The sequence below is a fragment of the Sphingobium salicis subsp. salicis genome (genome assembly GCF_049472635.1).
Lineage (GTDB): Bacteria > Pseudomonadota > Alphaproteobacteria > Sphingomonadales > Sphingomonadaceae > Sphingobium > Sphingobium yanoikuyae_A.
Genome location: NZ_JAYRCS010000001.1, coordinates 2,388,108 through 2,408,193, shown reverse-complemented (window position 1 = coordinate 2,408,193; position 20,086 = coordinate 2,388,108). Strand labels below are relative to the sequence as shown.

Annotated in this window: 22 protein-coding genes; 11 read left to right on the top strand and 11 right to left on the bottom strand. The window is 65.7% G+C overall.

Features of this window, described 5'->3' with window-relative positions; genetic code table 11:
* Positions 1 to 70: 70 nt before the first annotated feature.
* Genes VHN57_RS11700 through VHN57_RS11690 form a run of 3 tightly spaced genes read left to right on the top strand, consistent with a single transcriptional unit; the run spans position 71 to position 3,230 of the window.
* Positions 71 to 991, top strand: a complete 921-nt coding sequence (locus VHN57_RS11700) for a glycosyltransferase (RefSeq protein ID WP_278987386.1) — start codon at positions 71 to 73, stop codon at positions 989 to 991.
* Entirely contained in the window at positions 988 to 1,626 is a 639-nt protein-coding gene (locus VHN57_RS11695) for a class I SAM-dependent methyltransferase (protein ID WP_278987387.1), read from the top strand. Before VHN57_RS11700 ends, VHN57_RS11695 begins: the two co-directional genes overlap by 4 nt.
* Entirely contained in the window at positions 1,623 to 3,230 is a 1,608-nt protein-coding gene (locus VHN57_RS11690) for a hypothetical protein (RefSeq protein WP_278987388.1), read from the top strand. Before VHN57_RS11695 ends, VHN57_RS11690 begins: the two co-directional genes overlap by 4 nt.
* A 3-nt stretch (positions 3,231 to 3,233) precedes the next feature.
* Here the strand turns inward: VHN57_RS11690 and arfB are convergent, their stop codons facing one another.
* Together arfB and VHN57_RS11680 are read right to left on the bottom strand one after the other, a co-directional pair.
* Positions 3,234 to 3,659, bottom strand: coding sequence for an alternative ribosome rescue aminoacyl-tRNA hydrolase ArfB (arfB, locus tag VHN57_RS11685; protein ID WP_010339963.1), 426 nt, complete (start codon positions 3,657 to 3,659; stop codon positions 3,234 to 3,236).
* A 16-nt stretch (positions 3,660 to 3,675) separates the two neighbouring features.
* Positions 3,676 to 4,356 (bottom strand): RluA family pseudouridine synthase, encoded by a 681-nt coding sequence (locus tag VHN57_RS11680; RefSeq protein ID WP_161732396.1) that lies wholly within the window; start codon positions 4,354 to 4,356, stop codon positions 3,676 to 3,678.
* A gap of 85 nt (positions 4,357 to 4,441) precedes the next feature.
* On the opposite strand from VHN57_RS11680, the gene VHN57_RS11675 reads away from it, so the two are divergent.
* On the top strand, positions 4,442 to 5,401 hold the full coding sequence (locus VHN57_RS11675; RefSeq protein ID WP_278987390.1) for an acyltransferase family protein: 960 nt from the start codon (positions 4,442 to 4,444) through the stop codon (positions 5,399 to 5,401).
* Here the strand turns inward: VHN57_RS11675 and VHN57_RS11670 are convergent.
* Positions 5,398 to 6,084, bottom strand: coding sequence for a TetR/AcrR family transcriptional regulator (locus VHN57_RS11670; protein ID WP_278987391.1), 687 nt, complete (start codon positions 6,082 to 6,084; stop codon positions 5,398 to 5,400). The genes VHN57_RS11675 and VHN57_RS11670 overlap by 4 nt on opposite strands.
* 119 nt (positions 6,085 to 6,203) lie before the next feature.
* On the opposite strand from VHN57_RS11670, the gene VHN57_RS11665 reads away from it, so the two are divergent.
* Complete coding sequence (locus VHN57_RS11665) at positions 6,204 to 6,950, top strand: SDR family NAD(P)-dependent oxidoreductase (protein ID WP_278987393.1); 747 nt, start codon at positions 6,204 to 6,206, stop codon at positions 6,948 to 6,950.
* 12 nt (positions 6,951 to 6,962) lie between these two features.
* Here the strand turns inward: VHN57_RS11665 and VHN57_RS11660 are convergent, their stop codons facing one another.
* The 3 genes from VHN57_RS11660 to VHN57_RS11650 form a co-directional block, all read right to left on the bottom strand.
* Positions 6,963 to 7,514 (bottom strand): hypothetical protein, encoded by a 552-nt coding sequence (locus VHN57_RS11660; RefSeq protein ID WP_423283933.1) that lies wholly within the window; start codon positions 7,512 to 7,514, stop codon positions 6,963 to 6,965.
* 89 nt (positions 7,515 to 7,603) lie between these two features.
* Positions 7,604 to 8,464: a sigma-70 family RNA polymerase sigma factor gene (locus VHN57_RS11655; RefSeq protein WP_278987466.1), complete on the bottom strand. Its 861-nt coding sequence runs from the start codon at positions 8,462 to 8,464 to the stop codon at positions 7,604 to 7,606.
* Entirely contained in the window at positions 8,464 to 8,919 is a 456-nt protein-coding gene (locus tag VHN57_RS11650; RefSeq protein WP_278987467.1) for a carboxymuconolactone decarboxylase family protein, read from the bottom strand. Before VHN57_RS11650 ends, VHN57_RS11655 begins: the two co-directional genes overlap by 1 nt.
* A gap of 150 nt (positions 8,920 to 9,069) precedes the next feature.
* On the opposite strand from VHN57_RS11650, the gene VHN57_RS11645 reads away from it, so the two are divergent.
* Positions 9,070 to 9,276 carry a hypothetical protein gene (locus VHN57_RS11645; protein WP_010339971.1) on the top strand — a complete coding sequence of 69 codons (207 nt, stop codon included), beginning with the start codon at positions 9,070 to 9,072 and terminating at the stop codon, positions 9,274 to 9,276.
* 119 nt (positions 9,277 to 9,395) lie between these two features.
* On the opposite strand, the gene wrbA is transcribed toward VHN57_RS11645, so the two are convergent.
* Positions 9,396 to 9,995: an NAD(P)H:quinone oxidoreductase gene (gene wrbA / locus VHN57_RS11640; RefSeq protein WP_004212197.1), complete on the bottom strand. Its 600-nt coding sequence runs from the start codon at positions 9,993 to 9,995 to the stop codon at positions 9,396 to 9,398.
* Positions 9,996 to 10,125: 130 nt separating this feature from the next.
* Entirely contained in the window at positions 10,126 to 10,845 is a 720-nt protein-coding gene (locus tag VHN57_RS11635) for a pirin family protein (RefSeq protein ID WP_069337233.1), read from the bottom strand.
* 108 nt (positions 10,846 to 10,953) lie between these two features.
* Between VHN57_RS11635 and VHN57_RS11630 the strand changes: the two genes are divergently transcribed.
* The 3 genes from VHN57_RS11630 (at position 10,954) to VHN57_RS11620 (ending at position 13,616) form a co-directional block, all read left to right on the top strand.
* Complete coding sequence (locus tag VHN57_RS11630) at positions 10,954 to 11,847, top strand: LysR family transcriptional regulator (RefSeq protein WP_029548055.1); 894 nt, start codon at positions 10,954 to 10,956, stop codon at positions 11,845 to 11,847.
* A gap of 287 nt (positions 11,848 to 12,134) precedes the next feature.
* Positions 12,135 to 12,842 carry a response regulator transcription factor CtrA gene (gene ctrA, locus VHN57_RS11625; protein WP_004212203.1) on the top strand — a complete coding sequence of 236 codons (708 nt, stop codon included), beginning with the start codon at positions 12,135 to 12,137 and terminating at the stop codon, positions 12,840 to 12,842.
* Between the two features lie 156 nt (positions 12,843 to 12,998).
* Positions 12,999 to 13,616 (top strand): methyl-accepting chemotaxis protein, encoded by a 618-nt coding sequence (locus VHN57_RS11620; RefSeq protein WP_278987468.1) that lies wholly within the window; start codon positions 12,999 to 13,001, stop codon positions 13,614 to 13,616.
* Positions 13,617 to 13,707: 91 nt separating this feature from the next.
* Here the strand turns inward: VHN57_RS11620 and VHN57_RS11615 are convergent, their stop codons facing one another.
* On the bottom strand, positions 13,708 to 14,394 hold the full coding sequence (locus VHN57_RS11615; protein WP_278987469.1) for a hypothetical protein: 687 nt from the start codon (positions 14,392 to 14,394) through the stop codon (positions 13,708 to 13,710).
* A gap of 99 nt (positions 14,395 to 14,493) precedes the next feature.
* The gene (locus VHN57_RS11610) at positions 14,494 to 15,816 is read right to left on the bottom strand and encodes a S8 family serine peptidase (RefSeq protein ID WP_423283928.1); all 1,323 of its coding nucleotides are present in this window, start codon (positions 15,814 to 15,816) and stop codon (positions 14,494 to 14,496) included.
* A gap of 90 nt (positions 15,817 to 15,906) precedes the next feature.
* On the opposite strand from VHN57_RS11610, the gene VHN57_RS11605 reads away from it, so the two are divergent.
* Together VHN57_RS11605 and VHN57_RS11600 are read left to right on the top strand one after the other, a co-directional pair.
* A complete protein-coding gene (locus VHN57_RS11605) occupies positions 15,907 to 16,395 on the top strand; it encodes an RNA polymerase sigma factor (RefSeq protein ID WP_004212209.1) in 489 nt (162 codons plus the stop codon).
* A complete protein-coding gene (locus VHN57_RS11600; RefSeq protein WP_423283926.1) occupies positions 16,392 to 17,078 on the top strand; it encodes an anti-sigma factor family protein in 687 nt (228 codons plus the stop codon). The genes VHN57_RS11605 and VHN57_RS11600 overlap by 4 nt, the downstream gene beginning before the upstream one ends.
* Positions 17,079 to 17,223: 145 nt before the next feature.
* On the opposite strand, the gene VHN57_RS11595 is transcribed toward VHN57_RS11600, so the two are convergent.
* Positions 17,224 to 20,058 (bottom strand): TonB-dependent receptor plug domain-containing protein, encoded by a 2,835-nt coding sequence (locus VHN57_RS11595; RefSeq protein ID WP_423283924.1) that lies wholly within the window; start codon positions 20,056 to 20,058, stop codon positions 17,224 to 17,226.
* Between the last annotated feature and the right edge of the window lie 28 nt (positions 20,059 to 20,086).

The following is a 20,086-nucleotide window of genomic DNA, read 5'->3' as shown; positions in this document are numbered from 1 at the left end:
GAATATCGGAAACAACAGGAACAGAACGCCCTTTCTTCTTTATGGCGTGCTGTTCTTTTCATTGGGCATAATGACCTATCTCCTGGGGGTCGTGCTCGTCATCCCCCGCTATCTGCTCGGGCTGCATGATCTGCTTGATCCGGTGGCGGCATGGCTGGTCTGGTACAGCGGTGTTCCGATCATGCTGGGCCTTGCGCTGGCCTTGTTCGATCTTCTCGTCCTGTTCGGCAGTAAGAAGCCCGATGTTCCGGTCCGGTTCGAGCCGGTCCGGCGGCGGCGCGTCACCGTGGCACTGACCGCTTATAATGATGAAGACAGCATCGCCGGTGCGGTCGAGGATTTCCTGGCGCATCCGCTGGTCGAACGGGTTATCGTCGTCAGCAACAACAGCAGCGACCGAACGTTCGATCGTGCGCGCGCTGCTGGTGCGATTACCTTCAACGAAATGGCGCCCGGCTATGGCCGCTGCGTCTATCGCTGCCTCGAAGAGGGCGTGAAATATCTCGACACCGAATTTGTTGTCCTGTGCGAAGGGGACAGCACATTCCGCGCTTATGATATCGAAAAGCTGCTGGCCTACGCGCCGCATGCCGATATCGTGAACGGCACGCGGACCGTCGAGCCCTTGCGCCAATATATCACGCAGCTCAGTACCTTCATGTATTATGGCAATATTTTCGTCGGCAAATTGCTGGAGGCCAAGCATCTTGGCCGTGGCACCATCACCGATGTCGGCACGACCTACAAATTATGCCGCACCGATGCGCTCATCCCCTTGCTGCGTCGCCTCAACCCGGCGGTCAATCTGGAATTCAACGCGCATTTCCTCGATACCGCGCTCGGCAATGGCTTGATCCTGCTCGAATGCCCGATCACCTTCCATCCCCGCATCGGGGTCAGCAAGGGCGGCAACGTCAACAACTGGCGTGGCTTTGTCGTGGGCATGCGGATGATCCTGGGCATGCTGGGCGGTTGGAAGCGCTACGCATGAGCGGGGATTATCATGCCTCTCGCCTGACCGAGGATGGCCGCCGCACCAGCGTCTGGCAGGCGTTGTGGCGCTATCATTTCCGCCACCATGTCGATCCCACGGATACGGTGCTGGATCTGGGGGCTGGCTATGGCGATTTCATCAACAATGTCGTCGCCAGGCGCCGCATCGCGCTCGACATGTGGCCGTGCATGGTCGATCATGTCGCAGCCGGGGTCGAGACGATCGTGGGGCCGGCGGACGATCTTGCCGGGCTTGAGGATGGGGCGATCGACTATGCCTTTGCCTCCAACCTGTTCGAGCATCTGCCGCAGGAGGCCCTGGTCCGTCTTCTGGCTGCGCTGAAGCCGAAATTGTCGGCGCGGGGCAGCCTCACCATGCTCCAGCCCAATTATCGCTATGCCTATCGCGAATATTTCGACGACTATACCCATGTCGCCATCTATTCGCATGTCAGCCTGGCCGATCTTCTGGCGGCGCACGGGTGGGAAGTGGTCGATGTGCGGCCTCGTTTCCTGCCGCTCAGCGTCAAGTCGCGCCTGCCGACATGGTCGTTGCTGGTGTGGGCCTATCTGCGGTCGCCGTTCAAGCCGCTCGGCAAGCAGATGCTGATCGTGGCGAGGCCGCGCGCATGACCAGTCCGGCATTGCATTTGCGCGCCGCGACCCGGCCCGCGAATTTCAGCAGGTTGCTGATGATCGGCGGACTGGCGATCCTGCTGTTGCTGCTGGCTTGTCATCTGATCGAACTGGCGGGCTATGCGCGCGAAGCGCTGACCTATCGCTATCAACTCGACTATGGCGAAGGCATCGTCTGGCAGCAGATGCGCGATATCATGGCGGGCAAGGGCTATGCCCCGCTGCAGACCTATCCCGCGATCGTCTATCATTATCCCCCCGTCTATCATGTCGCGTCCGGCCTGCTGGCCTGGGCGACCGGGATGGACGAACTGTTCGCCGGTCGGACCGTTTCGATCCTGTCGACCGTGGCGACGGCCTGGATGGTCGGCGCGCTGGTCAACCGCATGATCCCCACGACCGAGGATCGTCTGGTCCGCATGGTCTGTGCGCTTCTGGCCGGGCTGTTCTTCCTGTCCTGTTTCCCCGTGCGCATGTGGGCACCGCTGATGCGGGTGGACATGATTGCCGGAGCCTTCGGTCTGGCGGGCATCATATTGGGGCTGCGCGCGCCGTCGCGACCGGCCGCCATCTACGGGGCGGGCCTGATGTTCGTCCTGGCCATGTACAGCAAGCAGATTTCGTTCGCGGCACCGGCTGCCGTCTTCGCCGTCCTGCTCTGGACACACCCGCGGCTGGCGATCAGGGGCATCGTCTTTTCCACCATCGTCAGCCTGCTCGTCCTCGGCCTGCTGGAATGGCAGACCCAGGGCGGCTTCCTGCGCCATGTCGTCAGCTATAATGTGAACCGCTTCGACCCCCGCCTGCTGCTCGACATCTTCGTGCCGCAACTGCTGATGCATGGCGCGCTGGTCATCCTGGGCTGCCTGGGGTGCGTTGCTGGTTGGCGGGCGCTGCGGGCAGCGGCCGGTGCCAGCGGCCTGCGGCGGGCGATCGCCGGCCAGCCGAATCTCATGGCGCTGGCGATGATGCTGCTCTTTTTCGCGATCAAGGCGATCATGATGCTGGGCATGATGAAATCGGGGTCCGGCTATAACTATATGATCGAATGGCTGTCGGCAGTGGCGATCTTCGCGGCGCTGGCGATCAGGCCCTGCGTGGAGCATGCGCTGGCCAAACCGACCGGGACCATGGCTCAGCCGTCGATCGTGTTGACCCTGCTAGCATTCGCGGCCCTGCCGGTCCAGTTGTTCGCCATGTATATGGGCTTGCCCGATCATCGCGTCCTGCCTGCCCTCGCCAGCGAGCGCGCGCCGATCGAACGGATGATCGCCGCTTCGTCACGGCCAGTCATCGCCGACGACATGACCTTCCTCCTTCGCGCGGGGCGTCCGGTGCAATGGGAATCGGCGATCACCGCGGAATTGGGAGCGAAGAAAGTCTATGATCAGCCGGCCTTTGCCGCGCTGGTGCGAGCGCGCTGCTTCGGTTTCTTCGTGAACGAAGGGCGCCCCGACGAGACGCTGTTCAAGCAGCGCTACAATCCGCAGGTCGCCGCCGCGATCGTGCAGGCCTATCCTCGCGAACAGCGGATCGGGAAATATTATCTGCACTGGCCGGTCCGGCCGGCAGACGGGGCCGCCTGCCGTTCCGTTCACTGACCCCTAATCCATCCTGACCCGGCCGCGTCCCTGTTTCACCGCCGCGCGCTTGACCTTGCCGTCGACGCGGCGCTTCTGCGATGCCTTGGTCGGCTTGGTCGGGCGCCGCTTCTTGGGCACGATCGTTGCCTCGCGGATCAGCGCGAACAACCGCTCGCGCACCTCCTGCCGGTTGAGTAGTTGAGACCGCGCGCCCTCGCTGCGCAGGATCAGCACGCCGTCGCGGGTCATGCGCGATCCGGCCAGGTCCGCCAGCCGCTGCTTCACTACATCGGGCAGCCCCGGCGAGGCGGCGACGTCGAAGCGCAGCATCACCGCGCTGTCGGTGGTGTTCACATGCTGGCCGCCCGGCCCCGACGCGCGCGCGAAGCTCTCGACAATCTCGTCGCTATCGATCGCGATGGAGCGGGTGACGGGGATGGCGACCATGGCGCGGGGCCGGGGCTTACAGCCCGGCTTCCTCCAATATCTCGGGGCCGAAACCTGCATCGACGAAGCTCTGCGGCAGCGGTGCGGTCGCCTGCGCGGGCGGTTTGTTGTCGCCGCGCGGCACGCTCAGGAACCGGCTGTGCAGCAGCATCGCGCCCTGTCCGTCGCCATAGACCGGGTCGCCGACGATGCCGAAGCCCAGCCCATGCTGGGCATGGACGCGGATCTGGTGGGTGCGGCCGGTCTCGGGCGTGAAGGCGATCAGCGCGCGGCCGTCCTTCACCGCCAGCTTGCGCCAGTGGGTGACGGCGGGCTTGCCGGCCTTCGCCGCAATCATGCGCCAGCCCTGGCTCGGCGTGCTCACCTTCTTGAGCGACAGGGCGATGGTGCCCTCATCCGCCTCGGGCACGCCCTCCAGCACCGCGACATAGCGTTTCTCGACCGTGCCGGCCTCGAACGCGGCGGCAAAGCGCTTGTGCGCCTTGGGGTTGCGCGCCAGCAGCAGGCAGCCGCTGGTGTCCCGGTCCAGCCGGTGGACCGCCAGCGGCCAGCGCTGAAAGCCGAAGGTCAGCGAGGCGAGATGGTTTTCGAGGGCAATCGATCCGTCGCGCGGCGCGTCGACCGGCAGGCCGGCCGGCTTGTCGAGGATGATGGCCTCGCCATCGATGAACAGCACTTTGTCGCTAAGCAGGGTCAAATATCAATCCGATCGGGAAATCTGGCGTCCGGTAATCTGGTTGGGCGATTGACGCCCACGCCGCATCCTATAGGGCGTGGAGCCGATGGAGAATAGGGGCCTTGCCTATCAACATGCGCCGCAGCGGCTCGACTGGGTCGATGTCGCGCGCGGCATCGGCATCATCGCCGTGGTGGTCGGCCATGTCTGGACGCGCGGACCCTTGCGCGACGCCATGTACAGCTTCCACATGCCGCTCTTCTTCCTGCTGTCGGGGATGCTATCGCGGCCGCATCCCGCCGGCCTGTTCGCCCGGCGCCAGTTGCTCGGCCAGATGCGCCCCTATGCGATCTTCCTCGCGCTGCTGATCCTGGCCGATCAGATCATCGAACCGGCCAAGGGCAATCTGCCGATCTTCCACCAATGGCCGCGCGATCTGCTGCCGATCCTGCTCGGCGGCTATTGGCTGCGCGGCCCCTATACCATCTTCTGGTTCGTGCCCTGCCTGATGCTGGCGCGCATCCTGTTCAACCTCGCGCTCAACCGCTGGCCCGATCCGCGCGACCGGCGCTGGGCGCTGCTGCTGATCCCGATGCTGCTGCTCGCTTATGGCATCGGCCATGCAACACCGGCCTCGCCGCTCGGCCTGCTGAGCGTGCCGATGGCGATGATCCTGCTCTGGGTAGGTGCGCTCTGGCCCCGGCTGCACTGGCGCAATCTCTGGATCGTGCCGCTCGGCCTGCTCGCGCTGGCGGGCCTTTGCGGCTGGCTACCGACGCTCAACATGAAGGCGGCCGACTATGGCTGGCCGCTGTTCTCTATCGCGTCCGGCATCGCGACATCGTTGCTGCTTTTCCGCCTCTCGGCGCGGCTCGCGCCAGTCGCCGCCCCGCTCGCCGCGATCGGCCGGGCGTCACTGGTCATCATGTATCTGCACGTCGCGATCATCCATTATGGCACGCCCTATCTGGCCAGGCCTTGGCTGCTCGCGCTTGCGCTGCTGGCGCCCTTCGCCCTGTGGCACCTCATCCGCCTGTCCCCGCGCCTCAGCCGCTGGATGCTCTAGGACAAGGACGGCGTCGACGCTGGCCAGGATCGCCAGCCGGCCAGGAAAAAGGCGATGGCCGCCATGGCGCGCGCATGCGTCCGGTCTGAAACGCCAGCCGGCTCGATCCCCTGCGCCGCCCGGTCCAGCGCCTCGCCGGCAACCAGCCGCACGAACATGTCCGCGCCCAGCCTGACCGTCTCTGCCGGCCGGGCGCCATCCTCGGCCAGAATGGCGGCGATCGCCGTGCTGGCGCGCTGGAACGGCCCATCGACGCTGAGCGCCAGCCCCGGCTGACGCGCCGCCTCCGCCACGATCATGCGATACAGCGCGATCGCATGGGGATTGAGCAGCCAGCCGAGCAATATCTCGCCCGCCGCCTGCAAGCGCTGTTCCAGCGGACCGGCCTCGACCCGCGCCAGATTGGGCATGCCCGACTGGCGGGCCAGGCGCTCGACCACCTCTACGAACAGGTCCGACTTGGTCCGGGCGCGGCGATAGAGGGTGCGCTTGGTCACCCCGGCGCGGCGGGCGATGGCCTCCATGCTGGCCCCCTGGAAACCGGCCTCGATGAAGGTCGCCAATGCCGCATCCAGCATGGTCGTTTCAATCTGTTCGGCTGCCTCGCGCGATGGCCGGCCGGTCGGCCGCGCCGATCCGTCGCTCCCTGATCCGTCAGCCCGCTGGCTGGTGTCGGCGGCCATCCCTGCTTTCCTTCCATTCGGCTCCGGCATAAAAGGATACGGAACCGGATACTTTGAGTCGAGTTTAATTCCCATAAGTCATGCCGTCGCCCGGCGGCGATAATCAAGGAGCAGTTGGAATGGCGTTGTTTAAGGATCGGGTCGCGATCGTCACCGGTGGTGCATCGGGCATCGGCGAAGCTGTAGTGAAGGATTTGCTGGCGGAAGGGGCGAAGGTCGTCATCGCCGATTTCGACGAAGCGGGGGCACAGCGTCTCGCGCAATCCTGTGGCGAGGATCGGGCGCGCGCCTTCAAGGTCGATGTCAGCGATGCACAGGCGGTCAGCGCCAGTGTCGACTTCGCCGTCAAAACCTTCGGCGGACTGCATCTGGCGGTCAATAATGCCGGGATCGGCGCGCCGTCCACACCGCTGGCCGACATCGCCATCGATGACTGGCACCGGGTTGTCGGCGTCGATCTGCACAGCGTCTTCTACGGCATGAAATATCAGATCCCGGCGATGCTGAAATCCGGTGGCGGCGCGATCGTCAACATGGCCTCGATCCTGGGCGCGGCCGGTTGGGCCGGCTCCGCCGCCTATGTGACGTCCAAGCATGCGGTCGTCGGCATGACCAAGACCGCCGCGCTGGACTATGCCGGCCAGGGTATCAGGGTGAATGCGGTCGGGCCGGCCTTTGTCGAAACCCCGGCGCTCGGCAAGACCATGACCGATGCGGAACGGGCCGTCCTCGCCGGCCTGCATGCGTTCGACAGGCTGGCGCGCCCGGAGGAGATCGCTGCCATGACCAGCTTCCTCCTGTCCGACCGCGCCTCCTTCATGACCGGAACCTATTATCCGGTCGATGGCGGCTATCTGGCGCGCTGACGGCGCGGGGCGTCAGCCCTGCTGGATCAGCGACAGCCGATGATCCTCGCCGGCGCGGGCGACCAGGGCATAGGCGGCCTGGGCGATCACCTGCGCCTGGCTCAGCGCGGCGGCATCCTCCTGATGGGCAGGGGCGACCGGGTCGGCGACGGCCGATGCCGATGGCGACGCATAATAGCCCGCGTCGGACAATTGCGTGTCCAGCGTGGTTGCCGGCGCCGCGACGACCTGCGATCGCGGCGCTGGCATGGGCGCGCTATAGGTCAGGGGCGACAGCGAAGGTGACAGGGCAACGCTGTCGCTGACGACGGCTGTTTCGCTCGCGATCACCGGCGCCGGCGCGGTCGCTGCGGCAGATGGTGTCGTTTCGACCGCCGGCGGGACGCTGGCGACCGGCTCGCTGGCCGCAACCGGCGTGGTGGCCGCAGGCGTGCTCGCCTCTGTCACTTTCGCTGTCGTGCTGCCGCTATTCTGGCTTGCCTGCCGAACCTTTTCGGCAAATTCTTCCATCGCCTTCTTGAACTGGCCCCAGCCATTGCCCGAGCCGCCGATCGCACCAACCATCTCTGTTTCGCTCCCGGTCCCCGATCCTGCCATGGCGCGGCAGGGGCTGCGATTTTGACAAGGAACGGGCTTATCCGGCGATTAAGCATTCAATGGAGATGGCGCAGCTTGTCCGGGTTGCGCATGATGTAGATAGCGGTCACCTGGCCGTCCTGAATGTCGAGCGCCGTGGTCTGCAACTCGCCATCGGCCTCGCGCGTGACGAAGCCGGGCAGGCCGTTGACCATGCAGGTGCGCAGCAGGGTCGACCCATATTTACCGAACAGCACGGCCAGCGCCTTGTGGACCTGCATCACCTGGCCATGGCCGATCGCCGGGCGGATCGCGGCCGGGCGCTTGCCGCCGCCATCGCTGTGGAAGCTGACATCCTGCGCCAGCAGCGCGCCCAATGTGCTCATGTCGCCGCTGCGCGACGCGGCGAAGAAGGCGCCGGCAATCTTCAGTCCGCGCTGTTTCTCGACTTGGAACCGGGGGCGGGCGTCGCGCACATGGTCGCGCGCGCGAGCGGCAAGCTGGCGACAGGCGGCGGCATCGCGCTGGATGGTCCTCGCCACTTCGTCAAAGGCCAGCCCAAATACATCGTGCAGCAGGAAGGCGGCCCGCTCCAGCGGCGACAGCCGCTCCAATGCCAGCATCAGCGGCAGGGTGACATCCTCTTCCTCATCAGCCTCTTCGACCAGCGGCTCGGGCAGCCAGGGGCCGACATAGGTTTCGCGCTGCGCCCGCGCCGACTTCATCTGGTCCAGGCAGAGCCGGGTGACGATGCGGCGCAAAAAGGCTTCCGGTTCGCGCACCGCGCCATGGTCGGCGCCCATCCAGCGAATGAAGGCGTCCTGCACCACATCTTCGGCATCGGCGACCGATCCGAGCATGCGATAGGCGACCCGGATCAGGCGGGGACGCAGCGGGTCGAAGCTGTCGGCGGCGTCCATCTGCGTCCCCCCTTCCATCAGGCTGCTGCCTTCATCGGCATGTCGTACCAGAGGTTGAAGCCGACTGCGATGCGGTTCCAGCCATTGATGATGTTGATCATCAGGGTCAGCTTGACCTGCTCCTCCTCGGTGAACTCCCAATTCAGTGCTTCCTTGGCCGCTTCATGGGCATGGCCCTTGGCAATCTCGGTCAGCGCCTCGGTCCAGCCCAGCGCGGCGCGCTCGCGGTCGGTATAACAGGGCGCCTCGCGCCAGGCCGACAGCAGGTAGATGCGCTGTTCACTCTCGCCCTTCTCGCGCGCTTCGTACGTATGCATGTTGATGCAATTGGCGCAGCCGTTGATCTGCGACGAACGGATCTTCACCAGTTCGATCAGGCTCGGCTCCAGGCTGTCGGCGATGGCGGTGGAGAGGGCGGTCCAGCTCTTCATCAGCTGCGGCGCGGCGGCATAGGGATTGATCTTGTCGGTCATGATACAGCTCCTTTGCTTGCTATTGCTGACATGACGAGACGGCCGCGCCCGATGTGACATGGGCCGCAACTTTTTTCGCAAGGGTCGAAAATATTTTGCCGATTCCGGCTCTGGACAGGGGGCGGGGGCAGGCGCTAGCGGCCGCGCCCTATGTCTATCATTGCCACCATCATGAACACGGCCACCGGCCAGCCCATCCAGAAGATGAAGTTCGAGCGCATGCCCAAGCCCTGGGTGTCGCTGAACCTCGAAAATGGCGAACTGGTCACTGCCGACCGCGTCGTCGTCGGCAAGCCCGCACCAGGCAAGTTCATCACCCCGGTCGAAGTCTGGGTCACGCCCAAGACGCTGGGATAATATAACGCAAAAGGAGCTGGCGCGCAGTCCCGGCGTGCCAGCTCCCTACAACCTGGTGGCGCACCCATGCGACCGAAGAACGCAGCCAGGCTGCGTTCCCCAGACGGCGCGGGTTGCGATTAACCGTGCAATTTGATCGCGGTTTCGGCGATCCGGCGGCCCTGATAGCGGGCGCCGTCCAGTTCTTCCTCGCTCGGCTGGCGGCTGCCGTCGCCATCGGCCAGGGTGGTCGCACCATAGGGCGAACCGCCGCGCACCTTGTCGACGCCCATCTGGCCGGCAAAGCCATAGTCCAGGCCGACGATCGTCATGCCGAAATGCAGCAGGTTGGTGATGATCGAGAAGAGGGTGACTTCCTGGCCGCCATGCTGCGACGCGGTCGAGGTGAAGGCGCCACCGACCTTGCCGTTGAGCGCGCCGCGCGCCCACAGGCCGCCGGCCTGATCCAGGAAGGCCGCCATCTGGCTCGACATGCGGCCAAAGCGGGTGCCGGTGCCGATGATGATCGCGTCATAATCCGCCAGTTCGGCGACGGTCGCGACCGGCGCGTCCTGGTCCAGCTTGAAATGGGCGGCCTTTGCGACTTCCAGCGGCGCGGTTTCAGGCACGCGCTTGATGTCGACCTGCGCGCCGGCGGCGGCAGCGCCTTCGGCCATGGCCTTGGCCATCGTTTCAATATGCCCGTAGGACGAATAATAGAGAACCAGAACCTTAGCCATTGTCACGTCTCCTCATCTGAAACTGAAAGGTTGAAAGGGTGGTCGCCCGCACAAGGGAGGGAGCATGCGGGCGACCCGGACCGGTCCGTCGGGGGGAGGGGAATGACGGACCGGTGCGTAAGCGTCATGTCTATTCGCTGTCGACCAGGACGATCTCGCTGTCCTCGACCGCGGTGATGGTGATGGGCGCGCCGCCGATGATGGCCGCGCCGTCCCGTGCCTCGAAGGTCTGGCCGTCAATCTCGATCCGGCCCGTCGCCGGGACCAGATAGAGATGGCGACCTTCGCCGGCCTCATAGGTCACGCTGTCGCCGGCCTTGATCGTGCCGCCCAGCAACCGGGCGTCGGCCCGGATCCGCAGCGCTTCCTTGTCCTCGTCATGGCCGCTGGCCAGCACGACCAGCTTGCCGGAGCGATCGCCCTTCGGGAAGGGCTTGGCGCCCCAGCTGGGCGATCCGCCGACCGACCGGGGAATGACCCAGATCTGGAACAGGGTGGTGGTCTCGTCCTCCAGATTATATTCGGCGTGGCGAATGCCGGTGCCGGCCGACATCACCTGGACGTCGCCCGCCTCGGTGCGGCCCTTGTTGCCCAGGCTGTCCTGGTGGGTGATCGCGCCGGTGCGGACATAGGTGATGATCTCCATGTCGCTGTGCGGGTGGGGCGGAAAGCCCGAGCGCGGACCGATCTCGTCGTCGTTCCATACCCGGATCGCGCCCCAGCCCATGCGGGCGGGATCATAGTAATTGGCGAAGGAAAAATGATGCCGTGCGTTCAGCCAGCCATGGTCGGCATGGCCGAGCGACGCGAACGGGCGGCGCTCGATGCGGCTCGCGGTTGTCGTGCTCATGGGGTCTGCCTTTCGATTGCGATGCCGGATGCTTCCGGCTTGCTTTCCGACAATCTAGCGATCAGGTTCGTTTCTTGAATAAGCAGTGTTGAAACGGATTGTTTCCCTATGCGCCTACCTGATTTCGAGGCCTGGGCGATGTTCGCCGCCGTGGTCGAACATCGCAGCTTTACCGACGCGGCCAAGGCGCTCAGCGTCTCCAAGGCCACCGTGTCCAAGGCGGTGACCCGCCTGGAGCAGCATCTCGATACCAGCCTGTTCAGCCGCACCAGCCGCCGCCTGGCGCTGACCGAGAGCGGCCGGCGCCTTGCCGACCATGCCCAGCGCATCCTGGCCGAAGGGCAGGCGGCGGAGGAGGCTGCGCGCGACGAGACCGCCGAACTCTCCGGCACGGTCCGGCTGGGCGCGCCGATGAATTTCGGCCTGCTGCGGATCGCGCCGCTGATCGCGCAGTTCACCAAGGAAAATCCGCTGGTCGATGTCGACCTGCATCTGTCCGATGCCAAGATCGACATCGTCGAACTCGGCCTCGACGCCACTATCCGCATCGCCGACATGCCCGACAGTTCGCTGCGTGCGCGCCGGCTGGCGGATGTCCATATGCATGTCGTCGCCTCGCCCGCCTATCTGGCCGAGCGCGGCCGCCCGACCCATCCGTCCGACCTCGGCAGCCATGACTGCCTCTGCTATTCCAACGTCACCGCGCCCGATGTCTGGCGCTTCACCGGTCCGGGGCAGCAGAATGTGACGGTGCAGGTCCGCCCGCGCATCACCGTCAACAGCGGCGAGGCGATGATGCCCGCGCTGCGGCTTGGCGTCGGCATCGCCCGTCTGCCCGATTTCATCGTCGGCGACGCGATCCGTTCGGGCGAGCTGGAAGAGATTTTGCTCGACTGGCGGCCGCCGCCATTCGGCCTGCATCTGGTGACGCCGCCCTCGCGGCTGCGCCCGGCACGGGTGGAGGCGCTGCTCGACTTCCTGACCCGCCACCATGGTTGCTGAGGCTGGTTTACGAAGTGCAAATTTCCGCCTTGTGAGCGGCGCGGATCGCCGGCGCGAAAGGCGGAACCAGCGCAGGACTTTGCTCGTTTCGTCCCGTAATCCAGCTTGACTCGGCGGGCTTCGTTACGGGGCAACGCTTTGTAAATAGATTCGTTTTTATACGACTCGCGGATTCCTGCGGGTTAGCGAAAAATTAACCTTTGTCCTTCAGAAGTTTTTTGGTTAATGATTGCGAGCAGAAACCGTTCTGGTGGGGTGAACGGACCTGCGACACGAAGGGGCTTCCAATGCGCGTGCTGCTGATTGAGGACGAACCGACCACCGCCAAGGCGATCGAGCTTATGCTCACGACCGAGGGCTTCAATGTCTACACCACCGATCTCGGGGAAGAGGGCCTCGATCTCGGCAAGCTGTACGACTATGACATCATCTGTCTCGACCTGAACCTGCCCGACATGCACGGCTATGACGTGCTGAAAAAGCTGCGGGCGGCACGGGTGCAGACCCCGGTGCTGATCCTGTCGGGCGTCGCCGAAATGGACAGCAAGGTCCGTTCCTTCGGCTTCGGCGCCGACGATTATGTCACCAAGCCGTTCCATCGCGAGGAGCTGATCGCGCGCATCCACGCCGTGGTCCGCCGCTCGAAGGGCCATTCGCAGTCGGTCATCCGCACCGGCAAGCTGGCCGTGAACCTCGACGCGAAGACCGTGGAAGTGGACGGCAACCGCGTCCATCTGACCGGCAAGGAATATGCGATGCTGGAGCTGCTCTCGCTCCGCAAGGGCACGACCCTCACCAAGGAGATGTTCCTCAACCATCTCTATGGCGGCATGGACGAGCCCGAACTCAAGATCATCGACGTGTTCATCTGCAAGCTGCGCAAGAAGCTGGCGCTGGCCTGCGGTGGCGACAATTATATCGAGACCGTCTGGGGCCGCGGCTATGTGCTGCGCGATCCCGATGAGGTCGAGGCGCTCGAAGCGCGGGTTGCCTGATCGACCGCTGATTGCATGTCAGGGGGTGGAAAGGCCGGCGGTCCGATGGGATCGCCGGCCTTTTCCGTGTCCGCCATATTGTTACAAATTATGTAATTTCCATAGAATTAAGCTGCCATTTACCATCGATGCCTAGGCCGGGGGTGAAGGAGTTTTATGTTCATGGGCCAGGCCATTCACCCCCACAGCCGCGATGCCGTCTGGGACGCCATCTGCCGTTCGCAGGCGGTGATCGAATTTGCGCCGGACGGCACCATCCTCTGGGCCAATGACCTGTTCCTGGCGACCATGGGCTATGCGTTGGGGGAGATTGTCGGCCGCCATCACCGCATCTTCTGCGACGAAGGTCAGGCGCTCTCGACCGCCTATGCGGCGCTGTGGGACAAGCTGGCGCAGGGCGATTTCGATGCCGGCGAATATCGGCGCCTCGACAAGCATGGCCGCGACATCTGGCTGCAGGCCACCTATAATCCGGTCTTCAATGCCGAAGGCCGGGTCGAGCGTATCCTCAAGATCGCGACCGACACCACCCCGTCCAAGATCTTGCGCGCGGAACTCAAGAGCACGGTCGACGGGCTGGTCGACATTGTCGAGACGATCAGCGGCATCGCCAACCAGACCAATCTCCTCGCCCTCAACGCCACGATCGAGGCGGCGCGGGCGGGCGAGGCCGGGCGTGGCTTCGCGGTGGTCGCGGCAGAGGTCAAGAAACTGGCAGGGGACACCCGCGCCGCCACCGATCGCGCCCGCGCCATGGTGCTCGCGTCCAGCTGATCCCGCCGCCCGATTGCGGACATGATGCGGCCGGCGATCCGATGGGGATCGCCGGCCGTTTCCGTCAGGCGACGGCTACGGGGTTATGGGGTCAATCCGTGGCCTGATCGGAAGAGGAAGGGGTCGCGGCCTCGCTCTGCGGCTGGCTGGTGCTGCCATGGGTCTCGCCACTGCCCGAAAGCTGACCGCTGGCGTCGATCGATGCCGCGCTGCCGACGGCATGGGTCGCGTTGCCGGCGACATTGCCCGCCGCTGATCGCGCGCCGCCGGCCGTCGAGCCCGCCCGATCCCGCGCGGTGGCAACCGTGCTGCCTGCCCGATCACGCGCCGATGCCACGGTGCTGCTGGCCCGATCGCGCGCCGTCGCGACGCCGCTTTCCGTCCGGTCCCGTGCGGCGCCGACCGTGTCGCTCGCCCGGCTGCGCGCCGCATCGGTCGCGCCGGTCACATCGCTGGTGCCCAGCGTATCGACCGCCAGGTTGCCGCTGGCCGATCCCGATCCGCTGGCCGAGCGGCTCTTGCCATGACGGGTTGCCGATCCTTCGGCGCGGCCATTGCCGTTGCCGCTGGCGCCGACCCGGCCATTGTCGAGGTCGATGCTGCGATCCAGACTCCCCGATCCGCCGAACGAACCGCCCAGCGTGCCGCCCAGGCCGCCGGTCATGCCGCCCAGTCCGCCACCACCCAGGGCGCCGCCACCGCCCAGCAACTGGGCCGATGCGGGAGCCGTGGTGAGCGCCGCGAGGCAGGCGGTTGCGATGATAATCTGCGTCTTCATGGACCGTCTCCTTGGTCATCTTGATCCGATGACAGGACAACGGCGGGGCGTTTCGCTTTAATCCCGAACGTCTGAATTTTTCTCGCAAGCCACGGAAATTCAGTCCATATTTCTGCAAGTCTCGCACAATATGCCGGCGCCATAGCCCTTGCCGCGGGCGGGTTTCGCCTCCCGCCGCAATGCCTCGACCGATCCGCCCGCCATCAGCCGCCCGGCCACCAACGGCGCCGCAAAGGATGTGCCGCGCACCTTGTCCCGGCCGCCGTCCATGTCGGCGGCCATCATGTCCGCACCGGGCGCGGCAAAATCGACATGGGCCGCGCGCCCGGCCTCGGGCAGCAACCGGCCCCGCCCGTCCACGCCGGTCACGGCGATCACCTGCGGGTAGGATGCGGGGTAGGCGGGCGGGGCGGCCGGGCCGTCATTGCCGACTGCCGCGATCAGCATCACCCCCTTGTCGCGCACCAGCCGGATCGCGCCGGCCAGCAAGGGATTGTCCGGCCCGACCAGGCTGATCGTCACCACCTTCGCGCCACGCGCCGCCATCCAGCCCAGCGCGCGGACGATGGCAAAGCTGCTGCCACCGGCCGGATCGTCGCCATAGACATCGGCGATCAGCAGCGGCGTGCCCGGCGCCGCGCCCTTCACGCTGCCATATCCGCCGATCAAGGATGCGACCGCCGTGCCATGGGCGCTGGCCCTCGGCGCGCCGGCCAGGAAGCCGCGCTGCTCGATCGCGCCGGCCAGGGCCGGATGCGCGGCCACGCCGCCGTCGATCAAGCCCGCCGCGCCGCGCCCAACGCTACCATGGCTCGCCAGTGCGGCCGATTTTCCCGCCGCAGCCGCACCGCTCGGGAAATAGAGATTGTCGGCGCTCGCCTGCGCCTGCGGGGCGATCTTGCGCACATTGCGCAGCGCCCGCGCCAGGCTCTGGCCGTCGGGCACGGTCAGGCGGGTGATCGTCATGTCGATCCCCTCCGCCTCGATCCGTTCCACGCCATAACCGGCCGCACGCAGCTTATCGATCGCGGCCGCGTCCGCCCCGGTCAGCAGGATGATGCCGCGCCGCGCCGGCTCTCGCCGGTCATCCAGTTCGATCTGGTCGCCATGCTGGCGCAGCAGCGCGTCGATCCGCGCCGTGCGCGCTGCCGCCAGCCGATCGGCCAGACGTGCCGGTGACAGCCGGTCCAGCCCACTCTGGTCGACGATACTGCCCAGCCGGTCGAGCGTGTCGGGCACTATCTGGCCGACCCCGCCCAGCGCACCGCCTCCCAACGTCCCAGCGGCCGGGGCGGGCAGCAATTGCGCCTGCGCACCCGGCGCTGCGAGCCACAGCCCTGCGATCAGCAGCGGGCGCGTCCATCTCATCTCTGTCTCTTCCCGCCGGTCATCGCCGGCCTTTTCAGCGTCAAAATCGTCCATCGTCAAAAAAATTCCGGTTGCTGGACTTTCTGAAGGATGAAACGGCCGGGCAGGGACGTTTCATCCCTGTAAGAATATCTTGGAGAAACCATGTCGTTCGAGCGCGACCTGCTGGCGATTTTGCCCCGGCTGCGGCGTTTTGCCGCCAGCCTGTCGCATGATCGCGCCGATGGCGACGATCTGTGCCAGGCCGCACTGGAAAAGGGGCTGCGCGCCCGCGACCAGTGGCAGCCGGGCACGCGGCTCGACAGCTGGATGTATCGGATCATGCGCAATCTTTGGATCGATGAGGGGCGCGCCCGCCAGCGGGCCGCCAGAACCTTCGCGCCGGAAGAGGCGGGGGCCGATGTCGGCTATGCGGGGGACAAGGCGGTGGAGCAGGCCATGACCCTGTCCGACGTCGACCGGGCGATGCAGGCATTGCCGCCCGAACAGCGCGAGGCGATCGCCCTCGTGCTGGTGGAGGGGCTGTCCTACAAGGAGGCGGCTGCGATATTGAACATACCGATGGGCACGCTGACCTCGCGACTGGTGCGCGGTCGCGGCGCGCTCATCGAGCTATTGGGGGAAGCGGCATGACCGACATTGACGAAGCCATGCTGATCGCCTGGGTGGATGGCGAACTGGACGAGGTGACGCGGCGGCGGGTTGACCGCGCCGTGGCGGACGATCCCGCGCTGGCCGCCCGGCTGGAGCAGCATCGGCGGCTGCGCGCACGGCTGGCCGGCCATTTCGCGCCGATCGCGCAGGAGGACGTGCCCGCGTCGATGCAGGCCATGCTGGCGCCGCCGACGGTGGTCCCGATCGTTCGGCCGTCGCGGCGCTGGGCGTGGGCGACGGGCGGCGCGATCGCCGCCAGCCTGCTGCTGGGCCTTGGCATCGGCCATATGTCGGGCGGGCCGGTAGGGCCGATTGCGGTCAGGGACGGCGCAATGCTGGCACAGGGATCGCTTGCCACCGCGCTCGATAGCCAGTTGGCCTCGGCCGGCGAGGACGGAGCGGTCCGCATCGGCCTCAGCTTCCGGCGCAAGGGCGGCGGCTGGTGTCGCAGCTTCGACGGCGCGGCCATGGCCGGCGTCGCCTGCCGCACCGATGCCGGCTGGCAATTGCTGCAGGCGGTGCCCGGCAAGGGCGAGACGAGCGAATATCGCCAGGCCGCCTCGGCCGATCCGCGCCTTCTCGCCACCATCGACGGCCTGATCGACGGCGCTCCTGCTGATGCGCAGGGCGAGCGGGCAGCGCAGGCGGCCGGCTGGCGCTAACTGCCGCTTCGCTGTCGCCTCAGTGTCGCTTCCCCGTCGCGTCACTGTCGCTTCGATGGCGCGTCAGGGACGCGTGGCAGGCGCGCCAGGCCGCAAAAACGGCTGATTTCACGTCGCACGACACTGTGAACTTTCAACTGTCGCGTCAGAATTCCAGGTTCAGCCGGCCATAATAGAAGCCGCCGCTGATCCCATAGGGAGCATAGGCATTGTAAAGGCTGCCGGCCGTCCGGTTCACGGGCTTCAATTTGTTGGGATAGGTGTTGAGCAGATTATTGGCGCCGACCGACAGCTTGACGCCCTTCGCCAGCCGGTAGCCCAGTTCGAGGTCGAGGATCGTCTTGGGGGTCAGCTTCTCATCGACATAATCATAGAGGCAGCCGGGGCTGTTGGCGGTGCAGCTTTGGAAATCCTCGGTATGATAGACGGCGGCGCTCGCCCGTTGATAGATTTTGCCATAGCGGGTGGCGCGCAGGTTCAGGTTGAAATCACCCTTTTCCCACAGGATGTTGCCGATCAGCTTGTCGCGCGGCGTACCTTCGGAAAGGTCGCCCTGCTTGGCCCGGCCGATCAGCACCAGCTTCGATTCCAGGATTTCCACCGGGACCGGGTCGATATGGGTGAAGATGGTCTTGTTGAAATTGGCCGACAGGCTGATCGTCGCGGTGCCAAGGTCGCCCAGCCCCGCTCGATAGGTGCTGACGATGTCGAGGCCGCGGGTGCGCGTGTCGGCCGCGTTGGAGAAGATGAGGCCGCCGGCAATGCCCTGGATGCCAGCCGCCGCCAGCGCATCCATGACCACCGGGCCGCTCAGCGTTTCGGACAGCAGGATGCGGTCCCTGACCTTGATCTGATAGGCATCGACCGTGACGTTGAAATTGGGGGCCGGGGTCAGGACGATGCCGGCGGAAAAGTTGGTCGACTTTTCCGGCTTCAGCGGCTGCGCCCCCAGCGCCCGCGCGGCGACGCCATCGACCGGCAGCGCCTGCACTGGCAGCAGCTGGTTCACGCCGTTGACGGTGACGTTGATCGTGGAGGAGGAGGCATAATGTTGTTGCTGCAGCGTCGGCGCGCGAAAGCCGGTGCTGGCGGTGCCGCGAATGGCAAAGCCGCGAAACGGCTCGATGCGCAGCGACGCCTTGCCGGTGTCGGTGGTGCCGAAGTCGGAATAATCCTCATGCCGTCCGGCCAGGCCGAACTCCAGCCCCTCGACGATTTGGCCTTCCAGATTGATATAGGCGCTCCAGTTGTCGCGGCTCCAGCTGCCCGATCCTTCGGGCAGGAAGCCGGTGACGCCCTGCGACCCGACCCCGGTCCGCGTCGCCCCGGCGAACCAGCTGCCGGCCGGCGAGACATAGCCGCCATCGATATAGGATTCCGGGTCGCCCGGACCGATCAGGAACTTGTTCTTCTTATATTCGGCGCCGACCGCGACCGACAGCGGGCCGGCGAGGCCGATGTCCAGTTCCTTGCTGAAGTCGAGATTGCTGGTCCATTCGTCAAAGCGGATCTTGCCGAGGTAGAAATGGGTCGGACTGGCCGGTCCCATGGAGGGGTTGAGCGAGGTCGTCTGCGCATATTTGACCTCGTCCTGCGCATAGCTGGTCGACAGGTCGACATGGATGCCGCCGCCGATCTCGCCCCGCAGGCCGCCGGCGACCTGAAAATCCTCGTCATAGACGTGGATGCGCGGGATATAGCCCTCGGGGTAGATCTCCAGGATATTGTTGAGCGCCGCCGGATTGCGATAGGTCAGCCAGCCGGCCGCATGCCGCTTGGAATAGGTGCCGAAGCTGTACAGCTCCATGTCGCCCCCGACCGGCATCATCGCGTCATAGCTGGCATTGCCGCCGATCACCTGCGGCTGGCCATATCTGGCGCGGATGCGGTCCGGGTCGGCATTGCGCGCGTCGCCGGTGGGGTAGAAGGGATTGCTGGTGATCGGGCTGCTGTTGACCACCGTATTGTCCTGCAGCACGCCTTCGCCCGACAGGTGGATATAGCCGCCGTCCGGCCCGATCGCGAAGCCCTTGTCGATCTGCCAGCGGCCCTGCCAGCCGCCATTGTCGGCGGTGCTGCCCATGGTCAGCGCCGCGCCGCCCTGCGTGTCGTTCTTCAGGATGATGTTGACGACACCGGCGATCGCATCCGACCCATATTGGGCGGACGCGCCGTCGCGCAGCACCTCGATCCGCTGGATCGCATTGCCGGGGATCAGGTCCAGGTCCGGTGGCGACTGGCCATTCTGGACCGACCCGTTGATGAACAGGGTGGCGGTATTGTGCCGCCGCTTGCCGTTGACCAGCACCAGCAACTGGTCGCCGCCCAGGCCGCGCAGCGACAAAGTGCGCACCGCCCAACTGGCGCCCGCGCCATTGTTCGACACATTGATCGACGGGACCAGCGTGCCCAGCAGGTCGCGCACCGACTGCTTGCCGCTCGCTTCCAGATCCTTTTCGCCCAGTACGTCGATCGGCGCCAGGCTTTCGGCGACGGTGCGGGTCGTCTGGCGGGTGCCGGTGACGATGATGGGCGCGGATTCGGCGGCCGGTTCCGGCGCAGGCGCCATGGCGAGGCTATCGATCGTCGCCGTGCCGCTCGCCTGCGCGAACTGGATCGCCAGCGGGCGGCGGCGCACCGCGCTGCGGTTGGGCGGGGTGATAAGGGCGATGACGCCGGCGCCGGCCGGGGATCGGCGCAATTCGGTGCCGGCCAGCAACTGGCTGAGCGCATCGTCGGTGCTCAGCCATCCTTCGACCCGACGGCTGCGGATATTGGCGACTTCATCATAGGGGAACAGGATGCGAATGCCGGCCTGCGCCGACAGCGCCCGCAGCGCGCCGCTCAGCGGCTGCGACGGGATGGTGAATTTGTGCCGCTGCGACAGGCTGGTGTCCGGCGCAGGGGCGGCAAGCAGTTGGGTCGGCGCAACAAGGCATGTGGCGAGCGAAAGCCCCGCCAGAACATGGCGTTTCTGCATGATATGTCCCCTGCTGATCGGCATTTTT

Coding starts and splice junctions, on each gene's coding strand:
- VHN57_RS11700 (WP_278987386.1), top strand. CDS start 71: ATGACCTATCTCCTGGGGGTCGTGCTCGTCATCCCCCGCTATCTGCTC.
- VHN57_RS11695 (WP_278987387.1), top strand. CDS start 988: ATGAGCGGGGATTATCATGCCTCTCGCCTGACCGAGGATGGCCGCCGC.
- VHN57_RS11690 (WP_278987388.1), top strand. CDS start 1,623: ATGACCAGTCCGGCATTGCATTTGCGCGCCGCGACCCGGCCCGCGAAT.
- arfB (WP_010339963.1), bottom strand. CDS start 3,659: ATGGTCGCCATCCCCGTCACCCGCTCCATCGCGATCGATAGCGACGAG.
- VHN57_RS11675 (WP_278987390.1), top strand. CDS start 4,442: ATGGAGAATAGGGGCCTTGCCTATCAACATGCGCCGCAGCGGCTCGAC.
- VHN57_RS11670 (WP_278987391.1), bottom strand. CDS start 6,084: ATGGCCGCCGACACCAGCCAGCGGGCTGACGGATCAGGGAGCGACGGA.
- VHN57_RS11665 (WP_278987393.1), top strand. CDS start 6,204: ATGGCGTTGTTTAAGGATCGGGTCGCGATCGTCACCGGTGGTGCATCG.
- VHN57_RS11660 (WP_423283933.1), bottom strand. CDS start 7,514: ATGGTTGGTGCGATCGGCGGCTCGGGCAATGGCTGGGGCCAGTTCAAG.
- VHN57_RS11655 (WP_278987466.1), bottom strand. CDS start 8,464: ATGGAAGGGGGGACGCAGATGGACGCCGCCGACAGCTTCGACCCGCTG.
- VHN57_RS11650 (WP_278987467.1), bottom strand. CDS start 8,919: ATGACCGACAAGATCAATCCCTATGCCGCCGCGCCGCAGCTGATGAAG.
- VHN57_RS11645 (WP_010339971.1), top strand. CDS start 9,070: ATGTCTATCATTGCCACCATCATGAACACGGCCACCGGCCAGCCCATC.
- wrbA (WP_004212197.1), bottom strand. CDS start 9,995: ATGGCTAAGGTTCTGGTTCTCTATTATTCGTCCTACGGGCATATTGAA.
- VHN57_RS11635 (WP_069337233.1), bottom strand. CDS start 10,845: ATGAGCACGACAACCGCGAGCCGCATCGAGCGCCGCCCGTTCGCGTCG.
- VHN57_RS11630 (WP_029548055.1), top strand. CDS start 10,954: ATGCGCCTACCTGATTTCGAGGCCTGGGCGATGTTCGCCGCCGTGGTC.
- ctrA (WP_004212203.1), top strand. CDS start 12,135: ATGCGCGTGCTGCTGATTGAGGACGAACCGACCACCGCCAAGGCGATC.
- VHN57_RS11620 (WP_278987468.1), top strand. CDS start 12,999: ATGTTCATGGGCCAGGCCATTCACCCCCACAGCCGCGATGCCGTCTGG.
- VHN57_RS11615 (WP_278987469.1), bottom strand. CDS start 14,394: ATGAAGACGCAGATTATCATCGCAACCGCCTGCCTCGCGGCGCTCACC.
- VHN57_RS11610 (WP_423283928.1), bottom strand. CDS start 15,816: ATGGACGATTTTGACGCTGAAAAGGCCGGCGATGACCGGCGGGAAGAG.
- VHN57_RS11605 (WP_004212209.1), top strand. CDS start 15,907: ATGTCGTTCGAGCGCGACCTGCTGGCGATTTTGCCCCGGCTGCGGCGT.
- VHN57_RS11600 (WP_423283926.1), top strand. CDS start 16,392: ATGACCGACATTGACGAAGCCATGCTGATCGCCTGGGTGGATGGCGAA.
- VHN57_RS11595 (WP_423283924.1), bottom strand. CDS start 20,058: ATGCAGAAACGCCATGTTCTGGCGGGGCTTTCGCTCGCCACATGCCTT.